The following is a 20,141-nucleotide window of genomic DNA, read 5'->3' on the forward strand; positions in this document are numbered from 1 at the left end:
TCAGAACTGGTCGGCACTGCATTCGCGATGTCCCACGCGAACGGCCCCGGAATGCCGAGGTCGGCCGACGGGTCGCGAGGCGGCGCGCTCAGGGGTGCGGTGCGCCGGTCCGGCTGCCGGACCAGGCGCGCCACAGGGCGGCGTACGGGCCGTCCGCGTCGCGCAGTTCGTCGTGCGGGCCGCTCTCGACGACGCGGCCTGCCTCCAGCACGACGACCCGGTCGGCGGCGACGGCCTGGGTGAGGCGGTGGGCGACGATCAGGGCGGTGCGGCCGGCGAGGGCGGCCTCGGCGGAGCGTTCCAGGACCCGGGCGCCCGCGCTGCCCGCCTCGGCGGTCGCCTCGTCGAGGACGGCGAGGGCGGGGTCGGCCAGGACCAGCCGCGCGAGGGCGAGTTGCTGGGCGCGGGCGGGGTCGAGGCGGTGGCCGCCCTCGCCGACGACGGTGGCGAGCCCGTCGGGGAGCGCCTCGGCCCAGTCGAGGGCGTGCACCGTGGCGAGGGCCGTGCGCAGGTCGGCGTCGGTGGCGTCGGGGCGGGCGAGCCGGAGGTCCTCGGCGAGGGTGCCGGTGAAGACGTGGACCTCCTGGGTGACCAGGACGACCGGGTGTTCGCCCGCGCCCGCCGGTGCGGTGACCGTGCCCGCGGTGGGCTGCTGGACGCCCGCGACGATCCGGGCGAGGGTCGACTTCCCGGCGCCGCTGGTCCCGACGAGCGCGACGTGTTCGCCCGGCTCCAGGGTGAGGGAGACCTCGTGCAGCACGGGGCGGCCGGGCCCGTAGGCGTGGCTGACGGCGTGTGCGGTGACGGCGGCGCCTTCGGGGGCGGTGCGCTGACGCGGTACGGAGGCGGGGGCGGCCTTTGCGGCCGCCGGCTCCGGCTGGTCCGCCAGGTCGGTCACGCCGACCAGCCGGGCCAGTCCGGCCGCCGCCGACTGGGCGTCGTCGAGCAGCACGAGGGCGGCGTTGACGGGTCCGAAGAGGCTGTGGAAGTAGAGGGCGGCGGCCGTGGCCGTACCGATCGACACCGCGCCGTCGCGGACCAGCCAGAATCCGGCGATCAGGACGGCGGCCAGCCCGATGTACTCGGCGACGTGCAGCCGCCCGTAGAACCCCAGCACCAGGTTGACACTGCGCATGGTGAGGTCGACGGCCTTGCGCGAGCGTCCGGCGCTGCGCTCGGTGTGCTGCTCCTCCAGCCGGTGGCCGCGTACGGTCACGGCGCCACCGATGGTCTCCAGGAGCTGTTGCTGCTGGGCCCCGTTGGCGACCCGCTGGTCGCCGTAGAGGGTGAGGGCGCGGCGTACGTACCAGCGGGCGGTGAGCAGTTGGACGGGGACGGCGAGGAGCGCGGCGAGCAGGAACCGTACGTCGAGCAGGGCCAGCGCGCCGAGAGTGAGGAGGATCGCGAGGACGGAGCGGGCCATCTCGGGGAGCGCGGAGCGGACGGCCTCGGCGACCCGGGCGACGTCGCCGGTGACGCGGGCGGTGAGGTCTCCGGCTCCGGCGCGTTCCAGCCGGTCGGCGGGGAGGTTCAGGGCGCGTTCGACGAACCGCTCGCGCAGCCGGGCCAGTACGGTCTCGCCGAGGCGGGCGATCCGGGTCAGCCCGAGCGTGGTGGTGAGGCCCTGGACGACGGCGACCGCGACGAGGAGGACGACCGGGAGGGTCAGGTCCCCGGCGGGGCGGCCGTCGGCGACGATGTCGACGATCCGGCCGAGCAGCGGCTGGACGAGGAGGCCGACGGCGGTGGCCGTGACCAGGATGCCGATGCCGGTCAGGGCGAGGCCCCGGTCCGGGCGGATCAGCGTGCGCAGGGCGGCCCGGGTGCGGGCGGGGGTGGCGATGGGGAGCAGCTCGGCGCTGTCGTCGGCCGTGGGCGAGCAAGTGGTCATGTGAGCACCGCCGTGCGGTAGACGGGATGGTCGCGTACGAGGTCCTCGTGCGGGGCCTCGGCGGTGATCGTGCCGCCGTCGACGAGGACGACTCGGTCGGTGGCGGCGAGCAGGGCGGGGCTGCTGGTGACCAGGACGGTGGTGCGGCCGGTGCGGGCGCGCCGGATGCCGGCGGCGATCCGGGCCTCGGTGGCGGCGTCGACGGCGGTGGTCGGGTCGTGGACGACGAGGACGCCGCGGTCGGCGGCGAGGGCGCGGGCCAGGGCGACGCGCTGGCGCTGGCCGCCGGAGAGCGAGCTGCCGCGCTCGCCGATCCGGCCGCCGGTGCCGCCGGGCAGGGCGGAGGCCACCTCGTCGACGGCGGCGGCGTCCATCGCGGCGTGCGGGTCGCTCCCGGCGGGGGCGGCGGCGGTGACGTTCTCCAGGAGGGTGCCGTCGAAGAGCTGGGCGTCGTGCTCGGCGACGAGCAGCGTCGAGCGCAGGGCGGCGGGGGCCAGTTCGGTGAGGGGGACGCCGTCGAGTTCGACGCTCCCCCGCTCCGGGTCGCAGCGGCGGGCCAGACAGTGCAGCAGGGTGGCGGCGTCGGCCGGGTCGGTGACGACGACGCCGAGGTGTTCGCCGGGGCGGACGGTGAGGTCGAGGGCGTCGAGTCCGGCGTGGCCGAGTCCGTTCAGGCGCAGTTCGCCGGGGGCGGGGGCGGCCGGTTCGGCGGTACCGCCGGCCGTCTCGCCCGGGGCGGCCAGCACGTCGGCGATCCGGGCGGCGGAGGCGCGGCCCTTGGCCAGTTCGGCGCCGACCCAGGCCAGCACGCTGATCGGGCCGGGGAGGAAGAGGGCGAGGCCGACGGCGGAGACGAGGGCGCCGAGGCCGATGGAGCCGCTGAGGACCAGGCGGCCGCCGACGAGGGCGACGAGCGCGATGAACGAGCCGGTGAGCGTGAGCATCAGGCCGGTCTGGAGGGCGGCGGCGCGGGCGGCGCGCACATGGGCGTCGCGGGATGCCTGGCTGGTGGCGCGGTAGCGGTCGGCCGCGGCGCGCTCGGCCCGCAGGCCCTTGAGCACACGGACCCCGGCGACCAGGTCGGCGGCCACCCCGGAGGCGTGGGCGGCCTGTTCCTGTTCGGCTTCGCTGCGGTGTTCCAGGGGCCGGGCCAGGAAGTGGCCGAGCGCCATCAGGGCCGGGGCGCCGATCAGGACGAGGAGCCCGAGGGGCAGGGAGGCGCGGAGCAGGAGCACCGCGCCGGCGACGACGCCGACGACCGCGGCGATGCCGAGGGTCAGGGCCATGTTGACGGCCCCGACGCGGCGGGCGTCCTCGGTGGCCACGTTCACCAGCGCGCCGGGCGGCCGGCCCGCCTCCGCGCCGCCGTGCGGGGCGAGGACCCGGCGGACGACGTCCAGGCGCAGCCGGTGGGCGGCCTGTTCGGCGGCGCGTTCACCGGCGCGGGCGCCGAAGCGGAAGCCGAAGGAGAGCAGGGTGTAGACGACGGCGAGGACCACCAGCCAGATCGCCAGCGCTCTCCCGTCGGGGCGCACCACGGCGCGGTCGACGATCAGCCCGATGAGTACGGGGACGAGCGCCTCGCCGATCTGATGGCAGGCGCCCAGGACCGATCCGACGGTCACGTCCCGACGCTGTCCCGCGACAGCACGGCGTATGACGCCGCGCCCGGCGCTGTCAGCCCCCACTCACCTGCTCCTCAGCATGTCCACGAACAGTGGAGGGGGGATTTCAGGCCACCTGCCTCCAGCCAAACAAAGGCAAGGCTAACCTGCCCGTCCGGCGGTGGGGGCCCCGGCCCCCACTCTTCGGCCGACGGGTCGTCGGCGAAGGGTGTCGCCTGGTGGAAGTAGAGCCGCCAGCCCTGTGGGGTGAGCCGCCACAGGGAGCTGCGGTGCGAGCGGATCCCCCTGGCCTCCGTGTCGAAGGTGAGGTGCACCAGATCGGCGCAGAGCCGCACGCCGTGCATCCTCGACGCGGTCAGCGGGCCGGGGCGCGGGGCGTCGTCCGCGGTGAGCGAGGCGATGATCGTCTCCCGGGTCCAGTGCCGGCCACGGGAGTCGATCTCCCGGAACCCGGGGTGCAGCAGCTCGGCGAGAAGCTCCGCCCGGGCCCGTACCGCCCGGTCCAGCAGGCGCAGCTCGCCCTCGATGGCCGCTGCCACGGCGGGCGACGGCTCAGTCACGGGTCAGCTCCACCAGTTTCGCCACGGTGTTCCAGTTACGGGTGGTGGCGACGACGCCTTTGACATGGCGGGGGCGGCCCAGCGCGACGGCCAGCTTGGAGCGGCCGAGGCCGTCGGGGGCGTACAGGTACACACAGCGGTCGCCGAGCCGGAACTCCTCCGGCAGGAACGCTTCCGCGTCCAGGTCCGCGAAGCGTTCGGGGCCCAGGGGCCGGTCGACGTAGGTGACGTGGAGCTGCTTGCCCTCCAGCTCGGCGGCGGGGAAGGGACAGGCGTCGGCGACGGCCGCGAGATACGCGGCGTCGCGGACGAGGCAGTCGACGGCGAACCCGAACCGCTCCCGCAGGGCCTGCTCCAGGGCCGCGGCGAGGGCGTCGGCATCCTCGCTGTCGCTGCGGAATACGGCGTTGCCGCTCTGCAGGTGGGTGGCGATGCCGGTGTGCCCCAGTCCGGCGAGCACATCGCGCAGTTCGGGCATCGGGACCCTCTTGCTGCCGCCCACGTTGATCCCGCGCAGGAGCGCTGCGTACGTCGTCATGGCCACCCACCCTAGAACGCTTCCCCGGACACGCCGCAGCCGCCGCGCCCCGTGGGGGCGAGCGCGGCGGCTGCTCTGCGGATGGGGCCGGGCGGCGGGGTGCGTGACCACCGCCGCCCGACGCCCGGTCGGAACCGGGGTGCCGACCGGGGTGTTACTCGACGACCTTGAGGAGCTTGTTCGGCGTGCCCTCGGTGGCGTTGCTGATGGCGTCCGGGGTGGCTCCCTCGGTGAGCGCCGTGGCGACGGCCTCCGGGGTGGCGTCCTGGTGGCCCGCCAGGTAGACGGCGGCCGCACCGACGACGTGCGGGGTGGCCATGGACGTACCGGAGATGGTGTTGGTGCCGCTGTCGCTGTCGTTCCAGGTGGACGTGATGTCCGAGCCCGGGGCGTAGATGTCCACGACCGAGCCGTGGTTGGAGAAGTCCGACTGCTCGTCGGCCTCCGTGGACGAGGCGACGGTGATCGCCTCGGGGACGCGGGAGGGCGAGCCCTGGCCGGCGTCGCTGGACTCGTTCCCGGCGGCCACACCGAAGGTGATGCCCGCGGCGATGGCCTTCTGGACCGCCTCGTCGAGGGCCGGGTCGGCCCCGCCGCCGAGGCTCATGTTGGCGACGGACGGGCCCTTGGCGTTGGCGGCGACCCAGTCGATCCCGGCGATGACCTGCTCGGTGGTGCCCGAGCCGTTGTCGTCGAGGACGCGGACGGCCACGATGTTCGCCTTCTTGGCGACGCCGTGCGCGGCCCCGGCTATGGTGCCCGCAACGTGGGTGCCGTGCCCGTTGCCGTCGTCGGCGTCGTCGTCGTTGTCGACGGCGTCGAAGCCGGAGGTGGCGCGGCCCTCGAAGTCCTCATGGGTGACGCGGACACCGGTGTCGATGACGTACGCGGTGACGCCCTCGCCCGCGGCGTCGGGGTAGTTGTACGCCTTGTCGCCGGCGGTCTCGGTCTGGTCGATGCGGTCCAGACCCCACGACGGCGGGTTGTCCTGAGTGGCGTTGATGCTGAACTTCTTGTTCTGCACCACCTTGGCGACGGCCGGGTCGGCGGCGAGGCGCTTGGCCTCGGTCTCCGAAAGGCCGCTGGCGGAGAAGCCGTTGATGCTGGACTTGTAGTCGCGCTTGAGCTTGCCGCCGTACTCCTTGGCGAGCTCGGACTTGTCGGCCTTCTTCTCGTCCAGCATGACGATGTAGCTGCCGGAGACAGCGGTCGCGGCGTCCGCGCCGTAGACCGTGCCCATGGGGGCCGGTGCGGCTCCCGCGAACGAGGTTCCGAGAAGGGTGACTCCGGCGGCGGCCGCCACGGCGGTGATCGCGGCGGTGAGCTTGATGCGACGGGTGCGCTGGTGCTTGGCCATGGAGAGGGTTCTCCTCGTCATTCTTTGTGGGGGGATTGGCCCTCGGCCGGAAGATCTCCGGGGGCTGGCTCGAAACCCTGACCGATTGACGAGCACAGATCAAGACCTTCACGGAGGCGTGACTTGCTCAACAAGGTTTCGTAATAAGAAATCGGCCATGGCTGGTCACAACGGCCGCGGAGGCCGACCGGGCGGTCACCTCGCCCGGATCGGCGGTTCCGCGACCACCCCGTGAAGGCCCTCCCACCCGGCATTCCGCCTGTTCAGAGCGGCACTTGATGCACCGGGCGCTCCCAGCCCGGGCGGCGCCCGCAGCCTCCCCGTGCCCTCTGGGGCAGGAGTGACCATGCGTGAAGACACGTGAAGACCCGTGAAGGTGTGCGCATGAGGGGTGAACACCCGGCCCTGGGTGTGAAATCGCGAGGGCGTGCGTGCAGATGCGCCGACCGGACCCGTCGCCCCATCGGCTTCACAGAGCCGAAACAAAGGCGTCCCGCCCCGAGTAACCGCAGGCCGCGGCGGTCGGGACGGGACGGAGAACGTCCGGATAACAGTCAGGCGGATCCGCTCAGCGCGACAACTCCGCCTCGATGAGGTCGGCGGCCCTCGGCGTGCCGCCCTCCCGCGCCATCTGCTCGCTCAGGCGCGCGCACCGGGCGGCCACTTCGGGGTCGCCCACCAGGGCGAGCACGGCCTCGCGCAGACTCGCGGCGTTCGCCTCCTCCATCGGCAGATGCCGGGCCACCCCCAGCGACTGGAGCATGTCCGCGTTGCCGAACTGGTCGACGGCCTGCGGTACGGCGACCATCGGGGTGCCCGTGGCGAGCCCTTCCTGGCTGCCGCCCGCACCGGCGTGGGTGATGAAGGCGTCGGCCTGCTCGAGCACGGCCAGCTGCGGCACCCACGTGCGCACCTCCACGTTGCCCGGTACGTCACCGAGTTCGGCAGGGTCGACGTGCGCGCCGATCTGGAGCACCACATGCCAGCCGGGCAGGTCGCCGAAGGCCGCGACGCACTCGCGGTAGAAGGCGGGCTGCTTGGTGAACGAGGAGCCGAGCGAGACCAGCAGCACCTTCTCGGCGTCGGCGGGCCGCCGCCACTCTCCCTGGTCGGCACGGTCGCCCTGGCAGGCGCCGACGAAGGTGTACATCTCGCGGTTCACCCGGTCCGCGTTGGGCTGGAGCGCCTCGGGGATCAGGACGAGGCCGCGGCGCGGGCGGGAGACGAAGTCGTCGGCGGGGATGTGGCCGAGGCCGTTCTCGGTGAGCCAGTTCTCGAAGCGCGTGTAGTACGCCTGGCCGCGCTCGGTCTGCTTCAGCTCGGCGGTCATCGGCTCGGCCACCTCCTTCTCGTACCCGTCCCAGGGGACCAGGTTGGGCCAGAGGGAGACGGCGGGGACGCCCCAGCGGTGGGCGAGGACGCGGGCGGGATAGGAGGTGATGTCGTGCAGGACGAGGTCGGGCTCGTCGCCGGCGAAGGCCTCCGCGAGCTGCGGGAGGGCCTGGATGGCGTCGGCGAGGAAGGGTTCGATGTTGTCGATCAGCTCCGTCCCCCAGGCGTCGGGGTCCTCGTCGGTGGGCAGGGTCGAGGTCCAGATCACCGGCTCGGCGCCGGTGGCGGCGACCTTCTCCGCGAAGGAGGCGGGGATGGCGTAGCTGACACGGTGTCCACGGTCGACGAGCTCGCGGATGACGTCGAGGCTCGGGTTCACATGCCCGTGGGCGGCGATGGAGAACATGGCGATGTGGGCACGCGGGGATTCCGTCATGCCGGCGACTCTAAACGAGACGAGACGTCTCGTGCAACCTCTTTCCGTACCGCGATCAGCGTTGGTAGCGGGCCAGCACCCGGTTCCCGTCCTCCACCAGCCTCTTGCTCAGCTCGTCGGTGTCGATCGCGCCGCTGTAGAACTCCTGGTACGCGGGGGTCGCCACCTTGTCCTTCCACTCGGGATAGCCGCGCACCGACTGGGCGGGCGCCGGCCGCAGCCCCTCGGCGAGCGCGGTGCCGACGGCCCACCCGTGCTCGGTCTCCCGCAGCGACGGATCGGCCAGCGCCTCGGCCCCGGTGGGCAGCATCCAGTCGCCCCGGGCGAGGCGCACCATGTTCGCGGGGCGCAGCAGGAAGTCGATGAACGCGACGGCCTCCTTCTTGTGCGGGCTCTCCTCGGCGACCGACAGCGTCTGCGGGCTCACGCCCTGCACCGCGCCGCCCGCGCCCGCGGGCATCGGCAGGACCGTCCAGTCGAACCCCTCGGGGGCCTGCTGGATGATCTGCTGACGGTACGAGAACCCGAGCGGCAGCATCGCGTACTTGCCGCCGAAGAACCCGGGCAGCGCGTCCGACCCGCCCATGCCCAGCGCGCTGCGGGCCGCGCTGTTGTCGGTGTTGACCTGGTCGTGGATGGTGCCGGTGACCACACCGTCGCCCGGTTCGAAGCGCAGCACCGCCTTGCCGTCACCGTCGCGGTGGAAGAGCTGCCCGCCGCCGGACAGGCCCAGGTTGAGGGTGACGGAGACGGGCTCCTTGAGCGGCCAGGCGATCCCGTACCGCCCCTTGCCGGTCAGCTCCTTCGTCACCTGCCGGAACTCCTCCCAGCTCCAGGGGCGCTCCGGGGTCGGGGGGCGCGCGCCCGAGGCCTTCAGCAGCTTCGTGTTGGCGATCAGGACCCGGGGCTCCTGGAGGAAGGGCACCCCGTGGACGCCCTCGCCGAACGTGGTGGTGCGCCAGGACTGTTCGGGGATGTCGACCTTGAGCCGTTCGGGCAGGAGGGGGCGCAGATCGGCGAGGTAGCCCCCGTAGGCGAAGTCGGCCAGGTCGTCGGAGGCGTCGTGGATGATGTCGGGGGCCTCGCCGCCCTCGAAGGAGGTGAGGAGCTGGTCGTGGACGCTGTCCCAGCTGCCCTGGACGTACTCCACCTGGATGTCGGGGTGGGCGGCGTTCCACTCCTTCACCAGCCGCTTGTTGGCGTCGACGGACTCCTTCTGCCAGGCCAGCGACTGGAACCGGAGCCGGATCGTGCCGTCCGCGTCCCGCCCGTCGTCGCCGCCGCCGGAGCAGCCGGTGAGCAGCAGGGCCAGGACGGCGACGGCGGTGGCCGCCCGCCGGACCGTGGCGCGCATCAGTGCTTCACCGCCCCGGCCGTCATCCCGCCGGTGATCCGCCGCTGGATGAAGGCGAAGAGCACGAGGGAGGGGAGGGTGGCGAGGAACGCGGCGGCGGCGAGCGGCCCGAGGTCGGCCACGCCCTCCGCGCCGAGGAAGTGGGTGAGGACGACCGGCAAGGTCTGCTTCTCCGGGGTCTTGAGCAGGACGAGCGCGAAGAAGAACTCGTTCCATGCGGTGATGAACGCGAACAGCGCGGTGGCGACGATGCCGGGGGCGAGCAGCGGGGCGACGACCGAGACGAGGGTACGGACGCGGCCCGCGCCGTCCACGGCGGCGGCCTCCTCCAGTTCGGCGGGCACGGCGCGCACGTACCCGGCGAGCATCCACAGCGCGAAGGGCAGCGACCAGACGACGTAGACGAGGATCAGCCCCCACAGGGTGTTGATCAGATGCAGGTTCTTCAGGATCAGGAAGAGCGGGATGATCACCAGGACGAACGGGAACGCCTGGCTGACCACGACCCAGCCGGTCGTCGCGGTGGCGAGGCGGCCGCGGTGGCGGGCCATCACATAAGCCATCGGGGTGGCGATCACGACGGCGATCAGGGCGGCGGAGACGGCGGCGACCAGCGAGTTGCCCGCGGCCTGGAGCAGCGGCTGCTCGTCGAAGGCCTGCCGGAAGTTGCCCAGGGTGGGGTTCTCGGGGATCCAGGTGGGGTGCAGGGAGCCCAGTTCGCGGGCGGGTTTGAAGGCGGTCGAGATCAGCCACACGAACGGGAACGCGAGGAAGACCAGATACGCAAGGAGGGCCAGATACTGCCCGGTGCGCGCGGCCCGGCCGGTACGCAGCCCGGTGGACTCACGGGCGACGGCTCCGCGCCTCATCGGTCCTCACCTCCCCTGAGCCGGCCGACGAGGTAGAGGGCGAGGAGCACGGAGATCACCGCGACCATCACACAGCCCATCGCCGCGGCGTAGCCGAACTGGCCGTAGCGGAAGGCCTCCTCGTAGGCGAAGAGCATCGGCAGCCGGGTACGGCCGCCGGGTCCGCCGCTGGTCAGGACGTAGACCAGGGCGAAGGAGTTGAAGTTCCAGATCAGGTTGAGCGCGGAGATCGCGAGCGCGATGGGCTTGATCGCGGGCCAGGTGACCGTACGGAACCGGCGCCAGGCGCCCGCTCCGTCCAGGGCGGCCGCCTCGTGGAGTTCGCGCGGGGAGTTCTGGAGTCCGGCGAGCAGGGCCACGGTGGTCTGCGGCATGCCCGCCCAGATGCCGACCAGGATCACGGCGGGCAGCGCGGTGGCGAGGCCGGTCAGCCAGTCCCGCCCGTCGCCGAGTCCGAGGTCGCGGATGGTCTCGTTGAGGATGCCGGCGTCCGGGTTGTAGACGAGCCGCCACATGATGCCGACGACGACCTCGGGCATCGCCCAGGGGACGATCGCCAGCGCCCGGGCCAGCCAGCGCAGCCGCAGGTTCTGGTTGAGCAGCAGGGCGAGGCCGAGAGCCAGGAGGAACTGCGGGACGGTGACGCCGACGGCCCAGACCAGGCCGATCCGGAACGAGTCCCAGAACAGGGTGTCGTGCAGCAGGTCCTGGAAGTTCAGCGTGCCGATCCACTGGGTGGAGCGGGTCCGGCCGGACTGGTCGTCGGTGAAGGCGAGCGCGATGCCGTAGAGGAGCGGTCCGACGCTGAGGATCAGGATCGGGATGAGTGCGGGCAGCACCAGGAACCAGGCGGCCCGGTCCCCGAACGCCTTGCCCCGGGGCGGCGGCCCCGGGGGCTCCGGCCGCCAGAACCTCGGCGGTCGCCCTCCCTGTCCGCCCTGTCCGTCCCGTCCGCTGCACCCGCCGTGCGGGTCGTCCGGTCCGGACCGCTTCGTCGCGGTCACCGATGTCACGAGAAGACCCCTCTGTCCCGTATCTGCCTGATGTGCATCCGAGGTGGACTTCATCCCGTTCCGGCTGCCCGGGAGGCCTCCGTCATCGTGCTGACGGGCCGTCGGTTCGTCAAGGTGGCCTGCAAGGATGCGAAAATCGCACCCATGGACGAGATGCGTGCGCGCGAGGTGCTGACGGCCGCCGGGTTCTCCGGTGCGGCGGAGCTGCTCGCGCTGGGCGAGAACGCGGTGTTCGCCGCCGGCGACCTGGTGATCAAGGTCGGCCGGGACGCCACCGGCCACCCCGAGCTGCGTGCCCGGGCGGAGCGGGAGGTGGCGCTCGCCGACTGGCTCACCGCGTCCGGTGTCCCGGCCGTCCGCGCGGCCGAGCGCGAACCCCGCCTGGTCGAGGGCCACCCGGTGACGCTGTGGCACCGGCTCCCCGACCCCGTACGCCCCGCCGAACCGCGCGACCTCGCCCCGCTGCTGACCCTGGTGCACGCGCTGCCCGCCCCGACGGGCTTCACGCTCCCGCGCCGCGAGCTGCTCGGCGGGGTCGAGCGCTGGCTGACCCTGGCGGGCGACGCGATCGACCCGGCGGACGCCGACTACCTCCGCGAGCGCCGCGACGGCTTCGCGGCCGCGGCCGCCGCTCTGGTCCCCCACCTCCCGCCGGGCCCGATCCACGGCGACGCGCTCCCGCGCAACGTCCATGTCGGCCCGGACGGCCCGGTCCTGGTCGACCTGGAGACGTTCTCCGCGGACCTGCGGGAGCACGACCTGGTCGTCCTCGCCCTCTCCCGCGACCGGTACGGCCTCGACCCGGCGGCCTATGACGCCTTCACCACCGCGTACGGCTGGGACGTCCGGGAGTGGGAGGGATGCGCGGTGCTGCGCGGCGCCCGCGAGGCGGCGAGCTGCGCCTGGGTCTCCCAGCACGCCCCGGCCAACCCGAAGGCACTCGCGGAATTCCGCCGCCGGGTTGCATCACTGCGCGAGGGTGACTCCGAGGTCCGCTGGTACCCGTTCTGAACGACCCCGGGGCGGCGACCGGCGTCTGATGATCCTTCCGTACTATGCATCGTGGCCGTCAGGCCGAACAGGTCGGATTGCAACGGGGGTTGCCCATGGGTACCGGAGAAGGCGGCGAGCAGAAGCTCACGAGCTCGGCGAGCGACAAGCAGCGCGCGGCGAAGTACATGAAAGACCACATGATGCCCGACACCCGGTCGGCCGGCAGCATGGCGGCCGGCGGCGGATCGGTTCGGGTTCCCTTCCTCGCCCCGTCGGCGGCTCCCTCGAGCCCTCTGATCAAGCAGGACACCGGGCTGAAGGGGCTCTCCGCCTGGGCCTCGGACCAAGGCGTCTCCGACGCACTGGGCGCTTGGCAGGCGCAGGTCAACCGGCTGATGGGACGGTTGCAGCGGGAGCTGAACGGCCTGGAGGGCGCGAAGACCATCTTCAACAACCAAGACCTCGCCACCGGCGGCCAGTTGAACTCCATACGCCCGCCCAGCAGCTTCGACGGGATGTGACGGGCGCCATCATGACGCTGAACTATCAGGACGTGATGACGGCCGATCTGTCCTCGTTCACGGACGTGGCCGCCGCGTGGAAGAAAATGGGCGAGCGCTTCGGTGAGCTGAAGACCGACTACGCGCAGAACGTGCAGGCCGTGCTCACAAACGGGAACTGGCAGGGCGAGGCCTTCGGCGCCCAGCAGAGCGGCGCCCAGGCCACCGCCTTCGAGTTCGGGGCGGCGAAGGCCGAGGCGCTGGCCGTCGCCAGTCTTCTCACGGACGCGCAGACCGAACTGAGCCGCCTGCAGAAGGCGGTCAAAGAACTGGTTGCGGACGCCGAGAAGAAGGACTACAAGGTCGACAGCACCGGCAAGGCGACCTATGTCGGGTACGACAACCTCTCCGCGCAGGAGAAGTACGCCTTCCAGCACGACCCCGACCACACCCGTCTGCTGGCCGACGCCCGGGAGAAGGCGCAGGGCTGGACCGACCAGATAGCCAAGGCGGTCAAGGCCGTCGACGACGTCGACCAGAGCGTGAAGCGGGCGCTGTCCCGGGCGACGAACGACGTCTCGATGGACGGCATCGGCATCGGCGGGTTCAACACGTCGGCCGTGGGCGATCTGGCGAAGGCCGGCAAGAAGGACCCCGAGCCCGGCAAGAAGGACGGGTGGGTCTCCGAGGGCGAGTCCGAGGCCTCGGGACCAGGGGTGGGGACGGACGCCAGCGGTCCGAACGTCGGAAAGGGCAAGCTCGCCGAAGCCGAGGCGCACGCCGACCTCGGTCGCGCCAAGGGGGAGGGCACGCTCACCAACGGTCCGATGAAGCTGGCCGGAGAAGCGGAAGCCTATGCAGGCGCCAAGGCCTCAGCAGCTGCGGGCATCACCAATGAGGGCGCTCAGGCCGAGGCCAAGGGCTTCGCGGGCGGCGAGGCCTCGGCGAGCGGCACCGCCGACGCGGGCCCCGTCGGCGTGTACGGCCGGGCCGAGGCCATGGCGGGCGCGGAGGCCGGGGTCAACGCACAGGCGGGTCTGGACGGCGTGAACCTGGGCGCCGAGGCCTTCGCCGGGGCCAAGGCCGGCGCGGGCGCCGGCGCGGACGTCGGCGGACTCGGTGCGGGTGTCACGGTCGAGGGCTGGGCCGGTCCCGGCGCCGAGGCGAGCCTCAACGCCAGCAAGGATGCCAACGGGGTATGGCATTTCGGGCCGAAGGTGGGCATTTCCCCCGGCCTCGGGGGCGCCGTGGGCTTCGAGTTCACAGTCGACCCGGGGAAGGTCGTCGATACGGTGGGCGATGCGGCCGGGGCCGTGGGCGATGCGGCGAACTGGGTAGGAGACGGCATCGGCAGCCTGTTCTGACGTATGCCGACGAGGACCCGCTGCCGTGAGTACACCGTTACCGTAAGGAGAGACCGGGATGACCACCACCCTGCCCGTACCGATCGCGTTCGAGCTGCCGGACGGCTGGCGCGCCACGCCGCCGGACGGGGTGGGTGCGCCGGGCGCGGCGTTCGTCGCCCTGCACTCGCACCCGGATGCGGGGTTCACCGCGAACATCACGGTCGACGGCGCGTTCCGCCCGGACCCGGCGTCGCTCCCCGAGATCGCCGACGAATCGGTGGCGAACCTGCGCGGGTCCGCCGCCTCGGTCGACATCACGGAACGCCGTGAGGTCGGTTCCGAGGAGGCTCCGGGACTCACCCAGACTCTGGCGATCTCGACGGTCGCCGGGGGCACGCTCCGCGACCTCGTCCAGTCGCAGGTCTACCTGGCCATGCTGGACGTCGACGATCCGAGCAAGCGAGCGGTGATCCGGCTGATCCTGACGGTGACCGCGGCCCAGCACGGCGATGTCGTCGAGGACTTCCGGGACTTCGTCCGGACGGTCCGCCCGGACACCGACGCGACGTCGTAGGGCGTCCGCCGGGGTGACCGGCCCCTTTCCGCACCGACAATCCGACCCGATCATAGGTTGACCTCATGGGATTCTTCGACAAGCTGACCGGAACCAAGTACCCCGAGGCCGGGCTGGCGCCATGCTCGGCCGCGGAGTTGCGGGCGGCCCTGCTCGGTCTCAACCGGCCGGATGTCCCCTACATCATCAGCGACGGCTCGACGCAGGGCGCCGACCTGGTGGCGGAGTGGCGGCTCGCCGAGCCCACCTGGCAGAACTTCTTCATCGGGTCCCAACTGACGCATGCCATCCGGATCCGGATGCGGCTGGCCGAGGACATCCCCGAGGTGCGTGCCGTCGAGGAGAGTTGGGAAGTCACCCGCGTCGGAAATCCTCCCCGGCTCCAGACCTCGGCGGAGTACGGACGCGGCGGCGGGAGGACCATCTCGCGACGGTACACGCTGCAACGGGGGGAGAGCGGCCGCCTGGAGGCGACCGAGTCATTCAGCTTCGACAGCGCACAGCTGACGGGCCCCCTGCGGGACACCACCCTCAAATCGGGCTGGACGTGGCGCGGAGTGATCTTCGGCAAGCTCTGAGTGGCCCGTCGGCACCCTCCGGCGACATATCGGCGGCGCGGTGCCACGTATGCTTCCGCCGACCGTCTCGCATTACTCGAAATGGAGCCCCCATGCCCATAGCCCGTTCGACCACAGTGACGTGGAGCCTCTCCGCCGTGGCCGCCGGCGCGCTGCTCGTCGGCTGTTCGGGGTCGGTCAGCGTCGGAAACTCGGACCCGAAGCTCTCTTCGGACAAGCTCGCCACGACCGTCTCCGAGAAGCTCGCGGCCACCACGAACCAGCCCGAGCCGGACATCACCTGTCCCGAGGACCTCGCCGGGAAGGTGGGTACCACCACCCGCTGCACGCTCACGGCGAAGGACGGCAGCACGCTGGGCGTCTCGGTCAAGGTGACCTCGGTCGAGGGAGACCAGATCAACTTCGACATCAAGGCCGACGACACGGCTTCCCCGGCCCCCAGCTGACACGTGGGCCGACTGGGCCACTGCGTCGGATCCTTCCGCGGAGAGCGCTGACCGGAAACCGGTCAGCGCCTCCGGGGGATGACCGGCCAGGCCGACTCGACCACCGCCGCCGGATCCGTGGTGCGCCGCAGATAGGCCTGGAGCGAGGCCGACTGTTCGGCCGCCGCCCGTATCTGAAGGGCGTGCAGTTCGTCGGGCGGCAGCGTGGCGACGGGCCGGTGGCGCTCCCCCATCCGGCGTACCACGCGCACCGCCGCCACCGCGTCGGCGGTCGCGTCGTGCGCTCCGTCGAGCGTGACCCCGTAGTGGTCGCACAGTGCCTGGAGGGCCCGCTTGCCCTTGCGGTACTTGTCGACGTGCTTGTCGATGACCAGCGGGTCGATGACGGGTGACGGCGCGCCGCCGACGCGCTCCTCGACCGACGGCAGTCCGTACCTGCGGCACTCGCGGTCCAGCAGCGAGAGGTCGTAGCGGGCGTTCATCACCACCAGCGGGACGTCCGAGCACAGCACTTCGGCGACCGCCCGGGCGATCTCCTCGACGGCCGAGGCGGCCCGCGCCCCGTGCTTGCGGGCGTGGTCGGTGCCGATGCCGTGGATCGCGGACGCCTGCTCCGGTATCGCCACGCCCGGATCGAGCAGCCAGGTCCGCTGCTCGGCGACCGTGCCGTCCGGGTCCAGCCGGACGAGTGCGGCGGTGACGATCCGGTCGCTCTCGACGTCGGTCCCCGTCGTCTCCAGGTCGAAGCCGACCAGTGTGCCCCGGTGCCAGCTCATCCCGATACCTCCTTCGTGGTGCTCCCCCGTGGTGCTCCCCCCGAGTGATGACCACCTTCGCACGGGCCACTGACAACGCCGGTGGAGGGTCAGGAGGGTCAGGAGACCGGCCTCGAGTCCGTCCAGACCGATTCGAACTCCTCGCGGTAGGTCTCGAAGAGCCCGTGTTCGTTGTCCTGCCCCTCCCGCACCACCGTGCGTCTGCCCCCGCCGCGCAGCACGAGCACCGGGGCCTCCATGCCCCGGGCCCGCCGCAGATAGGGCTGGACGACGCCCACCGCGTCCGGGCCGTCGCCGTCCACCAGGTAGGCGGTGAAACGCGGGGTCTCGTCGAAGACCTGGATCTGGAACGCGCCGGGGTCGCGGAGCTTGGAGCGGACGCGGCGCATGTGCAGGATGTTCATCTCCACCGAGCGGCTCAGCTCGCCCTTCTTGAGGCCGAGTTCCCGCTCCCTGCGGCGCACCGCGCTGCTGGCCGGGTTGATGAACAGCAGCCGGACCCGGCAGCCCGATTCCGCGAGCCGGACGAGCCGGCGGCCGGAGAAGTTCTGCACGAGCAGGTTGAGGCCTATGCCGATGGCGTCGAGCCGGCGCGCCCCGCCGAACAGGTCCTCGGCGGGCAGCTGCCGCTGGAGCCGGACCCGGTCGGGGTGGACGGAGACCACGTCCGCGTACCGGTCGCCGACCAGCTCCTCCACCGCGTCCACCGGCAGCCGGTCCGCCGACGGCACCCCGGCCCCGCTGCCGAGGATGTCGAGGAGACGGGCGGAAGCGCGCTCCGCCTGGGCGAGGACCGCCTCGTTCAGCGCCCGGTTGCGGGAGACGACATTGCGCGCGACCTCCAGCTCGTCCAGGGCCAGCTCGACATCGCGCCGATCGTCGAAGTAGGGCTCGAAGCACGGCCAGTGCTGGACCATCAGCTCACGCAGCTGCGGCAGCGTCAGGAAGCTGAGGACGTTGTCGTCGGCCGGGTCCAGCAGATAGCCCTTGCGGCGCGAGACCTCGCGTACGGCGACGGCGCGCTGCACCCACTCCTGCCCGGCCGGCCCGGCCGCGGCCACCACCCACTCCTCGCCGTGCACCGGCTCGTAGATCGGCCGGAGCACCGCGGCGACGACCGCCCGTAGGCGTTGTTCGACCAGATTCAGCCAGATATAGGCCCGCCCGGCGCGCTGGGCGCGCGTGCGCACCTCGCCCCAGGCCTCCGATCCCCAGTCCAGCTCGGCGCCTATCTCCATGGGCTGCGCGAGGGACACCGCCCCGGGCGGGGCATCGGTCGATTCCCCCTCGTGACCTGCGTCACCTGGGGGTAGCTCGAACCCTCCCGAGCTCACCCGCGTACCGCCTTCCACTCCCCCACCCAACGATCAAGGAAGGGTACTCCGGGAGCGTGATCCGACGCAGCCCGATGCGCAGGCGACTTTCTCAACTCCCCTGATCGTAAGGCTTGTTCCTTGCGGCGAGATCGGGTGGAGTGAGCGGATTCATAGTGATTGGGGCCCTGTCCCGCAGCGGGAATCGGACGCTCCCCGGGCGGCGGGGTCCGCAAGCACGTCCGGGGCGGCACGGGTGTGTCCGAAGTTGACCGGTGTGGCCGGGACCCGGCGACCGGATGCGGCCGCACCGCGCGACGTCCTAGGTGAGCGCCCCGTTTTCGGGGAAGATTCGGGACGTATTCGGGAAGTCTTCGAGGAGTATCGGGCCGAGGAAAGCCACCGCACCCGGATCAGAAGTGGAAGAGTCTTCATCATGCAGGTCTGGCCGGGACACGCTTACCCCCTCGGCGCCACGTACGACGGCGCCGGCACCAACTTCGCGGTCTTCTCCGAGGCCGCCCACCGGATCGAGTTGTGCCTGTTGCACGACGACGGTTCAGAAACGGCGGTGGAGCTCCGCGAGACCGACGCCTTCGTGCGCCACGCCTATCTGCCCGGGGTGATGCCGGGTCAGCGGTACGGCTTCCGGGTGCACGGGCCCTACGAACCGCAGCGCGGGACGCGGTGCAACTCCGCGAAGCTGCTGCTCGACCCGTACGCCCGTGCGGTCGCCGGGAAGATCGACTGGGGCGAGGCGGTGTACGGCTACCCCTTCGGGAAGCCGGACGCCCGCAACGACCTCGACTCCGCCCCGCACACCATGAGCTCCGTGGTGGTCAACCCGTACTTCGACTGGGGCGACGACCGCCGCCCCCGGACCGACTACCACCGGACCGTCATCTACGAGGCCCATGTGAAGGGCCTGACCATGCTCCATCCGGGGCTCCCGCCCGAGCTGCGCGGCACGTACGCGGGGCTCGCGCACCCGGAGGTGATCGCCCACCTCACCGAACTGGGCGTCACCGCGATCGAACTGATGCCCGTTCACCAGTTCGTCCAGGACCACCGCCTCGCGGACATGGGGCTGGCCAACTACTGGGGCTACAACACCATCGGCTTCTTCGCCCCGCACAACACCTACGCCTCCTGGGGCGACCGCGGCGAACAGGTGCTGGAGTTCAAGCAGGCGGTGAAGGCGCTCCACCAGGCGGGAATCGAGGTCATCCTCGACGTGGTCTACAACCACACCGCCGAGGGCAACCACCTCGGCCCCACGCTCTCCTTCCGCGGTCTCGACAACGCCTCCTACTACCGGCTGACCGATGATCAGCGCTACTACATGGACACCACGGGCACGGGGAACTCCCTGCTCATGCGGTCCCCGCACGTCCTCCAGATGATCATGGACTCGCTGCGGTACTGGGTGACCGAGATGCATGTGGACGGCTTCCGCTTCGATCTGGCGGCCACGCTCGCCCGCCAGTTCCACGAGGTGGACCGGCTGTCCTCGTTCTTCGACCTGGTGCAGCAGGACCCGGTGGTCAGCCAGGTGAAGCTGATCGCGGAGCCGTGGGACGTCGGCGAGGGCGGTTATCAGGTGGGTAACTTCCCACCGCTGTGGACCGAGTGGAACGGCAAGTACCGCGACACGGTCCGCGATCTGTGGCGGGGCGAGCCGCGCACGCTCGCGGAGTTCGCGGGCCGCCTCACCGGCTCCTCCGACCTCTACCAGGACGACGGCCGCCGGCCGCTCGCCTCGATCAACTTCACCACCTGCCACGACGGCTTCACGCTGCACGACATGGTCTCGTACAACGAGAAGCGCAACGACGCCAACGGGGAGGACAACCGGGACGGCGAGAGCCACAACCGCTCCTGGAACTGCGGTGCCGAGGGCGAGACCGACGACCCGGAGATCCTGGAGCTGCGGGCCCGCCAGATGCGGAACTTCATCGCCACCCTGATGCTGTCGCAGGGCGTGCCGATGCTGAGCCACGGTGACGAGTTCGCCCGCACGCAGAAGGGCAACAACAACGCCTACTGCCAGGACAACGAGCTGGCCTGGGTGCACTGGCCCGACCCGGACGAGCCGGCCGACGCCCCCGCCTCCACCCTGCTGGAGTTCACCCGGGCGATGGTGTGGCTGCGCCGCGACCACCCGGTCTTCCGGCGCCGCCGCTTCTTCCACGGGCGGCCGGTGGAGGGCACCCACGACGAACTGTCCGACATCGCCTGGTTCACTCCCGAGGGCGAGGAGATGACCCAGCAGGACTGGCAGGCGGCGCACGCCAAGGCGATGACCGTGTTCCTGAACGGGCACGCGATCTCGGAGCCGGGGCCGCGCGGGGAGCGGATCTTTGACGACTCGTTCCTGCTGATGTTCAACGCGAGCGCCGAGACCCTGCAATTCGCGGTCCCGGTCGACCACGGGGAACAGTGGCAGGTCGTCGTGGACACCGCGCGCCCGGACGGGGTGGAGCCGGGCACGGGTCCGAAGGTGGCCGAGGGCGAGCGGGTCACGCTGATCGGGCGCAGTCTGACGGTGCTGAAGCGGCCCGCCTGAGGCCTGGGGGGTGTCCGGCTGATCTTGACCGGGTCGGGACGGCTGGGGTGAGGTTCCGCCCGGGGTGACACGGT

The 20,141-nt window shown here is 71.7% G+C and carries 16 protein-coding genes and 2 pseudogenes; 7 read left to right on the top strand and 11 right to left on the bottom strand.

From position 1 onward, the window contains the following. Window positions 1–88: 88 nt before the first annotated feature. The 9 genes and pseudogenes from D3105_RS04030 to D3105_RS04070 form a co-directional block, all read right to left on the bottom strand. Window positions 89–1,891: an ABC transporter ATP-binding protein gene (locus tag D3105_RS04030; protein WP_118900050.1), complete on the bottom strand. Its 1,803-nt coding sequence runs from the start codon at window positions 1,889–1,891 to the stop codon at window positions 89–91. Continuing rightward, the gene (locus D3105_RS04035; protein ID WP_118900052.1) at window positions 1,888–3,579 is read right to left on the bottom strand and encodes an ABC transporter ATP-binding protein; all 1,692 of its coding nucleotides are present in this window, start codon (window positions 3,577–3,579) and stop codon (window positions 1,888–1,890) included. The genes D3105_RS04030 and D3105_RS04035 overlap by 4 nt, the downstream gene beginning before the upstream one ends. Before the next feature lie 119 nt (window positions 3,580–3,698). Next, window positions 3,699–4,076: pseudogene (locus D3105_RS04040) on the bottom strand (DUF4440 domain-containing protein); the annotation flags it as partial. Next, a complete protein-coding gene (locus D3105_RS04045; protein WP_118900054.1) occupies window positions 4,069–4,614 on the bottom strand; it encodes a DUF1697 domain-containing protein in 546 nt (181 codons plus the stop codon). The gene D3105_RS04045 and the pseudogene D3105_RS04040, both read right to left, overlap by 8 nt. Window positions 4,615–4,768: 154 nt before the next feature. Beyond that, the gene (locus D3105_RS04050) at window positions 4,769–5,971 is read right to left on the bottom strand and encodes a S8 family peptidase (protein ID WP_118900056.1); all 1,203 of its coding nucleotides are present in this window, start codon (window positions 5,969–5,971) and stop codon (window positions 4,769–4,771) included. Window positions 5,972–6,539: 568 nt separating this feature from the next. Then, window positions 6,540–7,776 (bottom strand): annotated as a pseudogene (gene mgt / locus D3105_RS04055) (macrolide-inactivating glycosyltransferase). An 18-nt stretch (window positions 7,777–7,794) separates the two neighbouring features. Continuing rightward, a complete protein-coding gene (locus D3105_RS04060) occupies window positions 7,795–9,093 on the bottom strand; it encodes an ABC transporter substrate-binding protein (RefSeq protein ID WP_118900060.1) in 1,299 nt (432 codons plus the stop codon). Beyond that, window positions 9,093–9,962 (bottom strand): carbohydrate ABC transporter permease, encoded by an 870-nt coding sequence (locus D3105_RS04065; RefSeq protein WP_118900062.1) that lies wholly within the window; start codon window positions 9,960–9,962, stop codon window positions 9,093–9,095. Before D3105_RS04065 ends, D3105_RS04060 begins: the two co-directional genes overlap by 1 nt. Next, entirely contained in the window at window positions 9,959–10,966 is a 1,008-nt protein-coding gene (locus D3105_RS04070) for a carbohydrate ABC transporter permease (RefSeq protein WP_240646795.1), read from the bottom strand. The genes D3105_RS04065 and D3105_RS04070 overlap by 4 nt, the downstream gene beginning before the upstream one ends. Before the next feature lie 153 nt (window positions 10,967–11,119). Here D3105_RS04070 and D3105_RS04075 point away from each other — a divergent pair, with 153 nt between their 5' ends. The 6 genes from D3105_RS04075 to D3105_RS04100 all read left to right on the top strand — a co-directional run bounded on the left by D3105_RS04075 (window position 11,120) and on the right by D3105_RS04100 (window position 15,412). Beyond that, window positions 11,120–11,986 carry a phosphotransferase enzyme family protein gene (locus tag D3105_RS04075; RefSeq protein ID WP_118900067.1) on the top strand — a complete coding sequence of 289 codons (867 nt, stop codon included), beginning with the start codon at window positions 11,120–11,122 and terminating at the stop codon, window positions 11,984–11,986. Between the two features lie 95 nt (window positions 11,987–12,081). Beyond that, window positions 12,082–12,489 (top strand): DUF148 domain-containing protein, encoded by a 408-nt coding sequence (locus D3105_RS04080; RefSeq protein WP_240646796.1) that lies wholly within the window; start codon window positions 12,082–12,084, stop codon window positions 12,487–12,489. Between the two features lie 11 nt (window positions 12,490–12,500). Next, window positions 12,501–13,832 (top strand): hypothetical protein, encoded by a 1,332-nt coding sequence (locus D3105_RS04085; RefSeq protein WP_069736802.1) that lies wholly within the window; start codon window positions 12,501–12,503, stop codon window positions 13,830–13,832. 58 nt (window positions 13,833–13,890) lie between these two features. Beyond that, window positions 13,891–14,388 (top strand): hypothetical protein, encoded by a 498-nt coding sequence (locus D3105_RS04090; RefSeq protein ID WP_118900071.1) that lies wholly within the window; start codon window positions 13,891–13,893, stop codon window positions 14,386–14,388. A 65-nt stretch (window positions 14,389–14,453) separates the two neighbouring features. Further along, a complete protein-coding gene (locus D3105_RS04095; protein ID WP_069736661.1) occupies window positions 14,454–14,966 on the top strand; it encodes a hypothetical protein in 513 nt (170 codons plus the stop codon). Between the two features lie 92 nt (window positions 14,967–15,058). Beyond that, the gene (locus D3105_RS04100) at window positions 15,059–15,412 is read left to right on the top strand and encodes a DUF4333 domain-containing protein (protein WP_069736660.1); all 354 of its coding nucleotides are present in this window, start codon (window positions 15,059–15,061) and stop codon (window positions 15,410–15,412) included. Window positions 15,413–15,474: 62 nt separating this feature from the next. Here D3105_RS04100 and D3105_RS04105 read toward each other — a convergent pair whose 3' ends face one another. Both D3105_RS04105 and D3105_RS04110 read right to left on the bottom strand, forming a co-directional pair. Then, complete coding sequence (locus D3105_RS04105) at window positions 15,475–16,188, bottom strand: 3'-5' exonuclease (protein ID WP_118900074.1); 714 nt, start codon at window positions 16,186–16,188, stop codon at window positions 15,475–15,477. A 98-nt stretch (window positions 16,189–16,286) separates the two neighbouring features. Continuing rightward, on the bottom strand, window positions 16,287–17,522 hold the full coding sequence (locus tag D3105_RS04110) for an SAV2148 family HEPN domain-containing protein (protein ID WP_029182173.1): 1,236 nt from the start codon (window positions 17,520–17,522) through the stop codon (window positions 16,287–16,289). A gap of 415 nt (window positions 17,523–17,937) precedes the next feature. Between D3105_RS04110 and glgX the strand changes: the two genes are divergently transcribed. Next, window positions 17,938–20,067: a glycogen debranching protein GlgX gene (gene glgX, locus D3105_RS04115; protein WP_118900076.1), complete on the top strand. Its 2,130-nt coding sequence runs from the start codon at window positions 17,938–17,940 to the stop codon at window positions 20,065–20,067. Window positions 20,068–20,141: the final 74 nt, after the last annotated feature.

The sequence above is a fragment of the Streptomyces globisporus genome (genome assembly GCF_003501885.1).
GTDB lineage: Bacteria > Actinomycetota > Actinomycetes > Streptomycetales > Streptomycetaceae > Streptomyces > Streptomyces globisporus_D.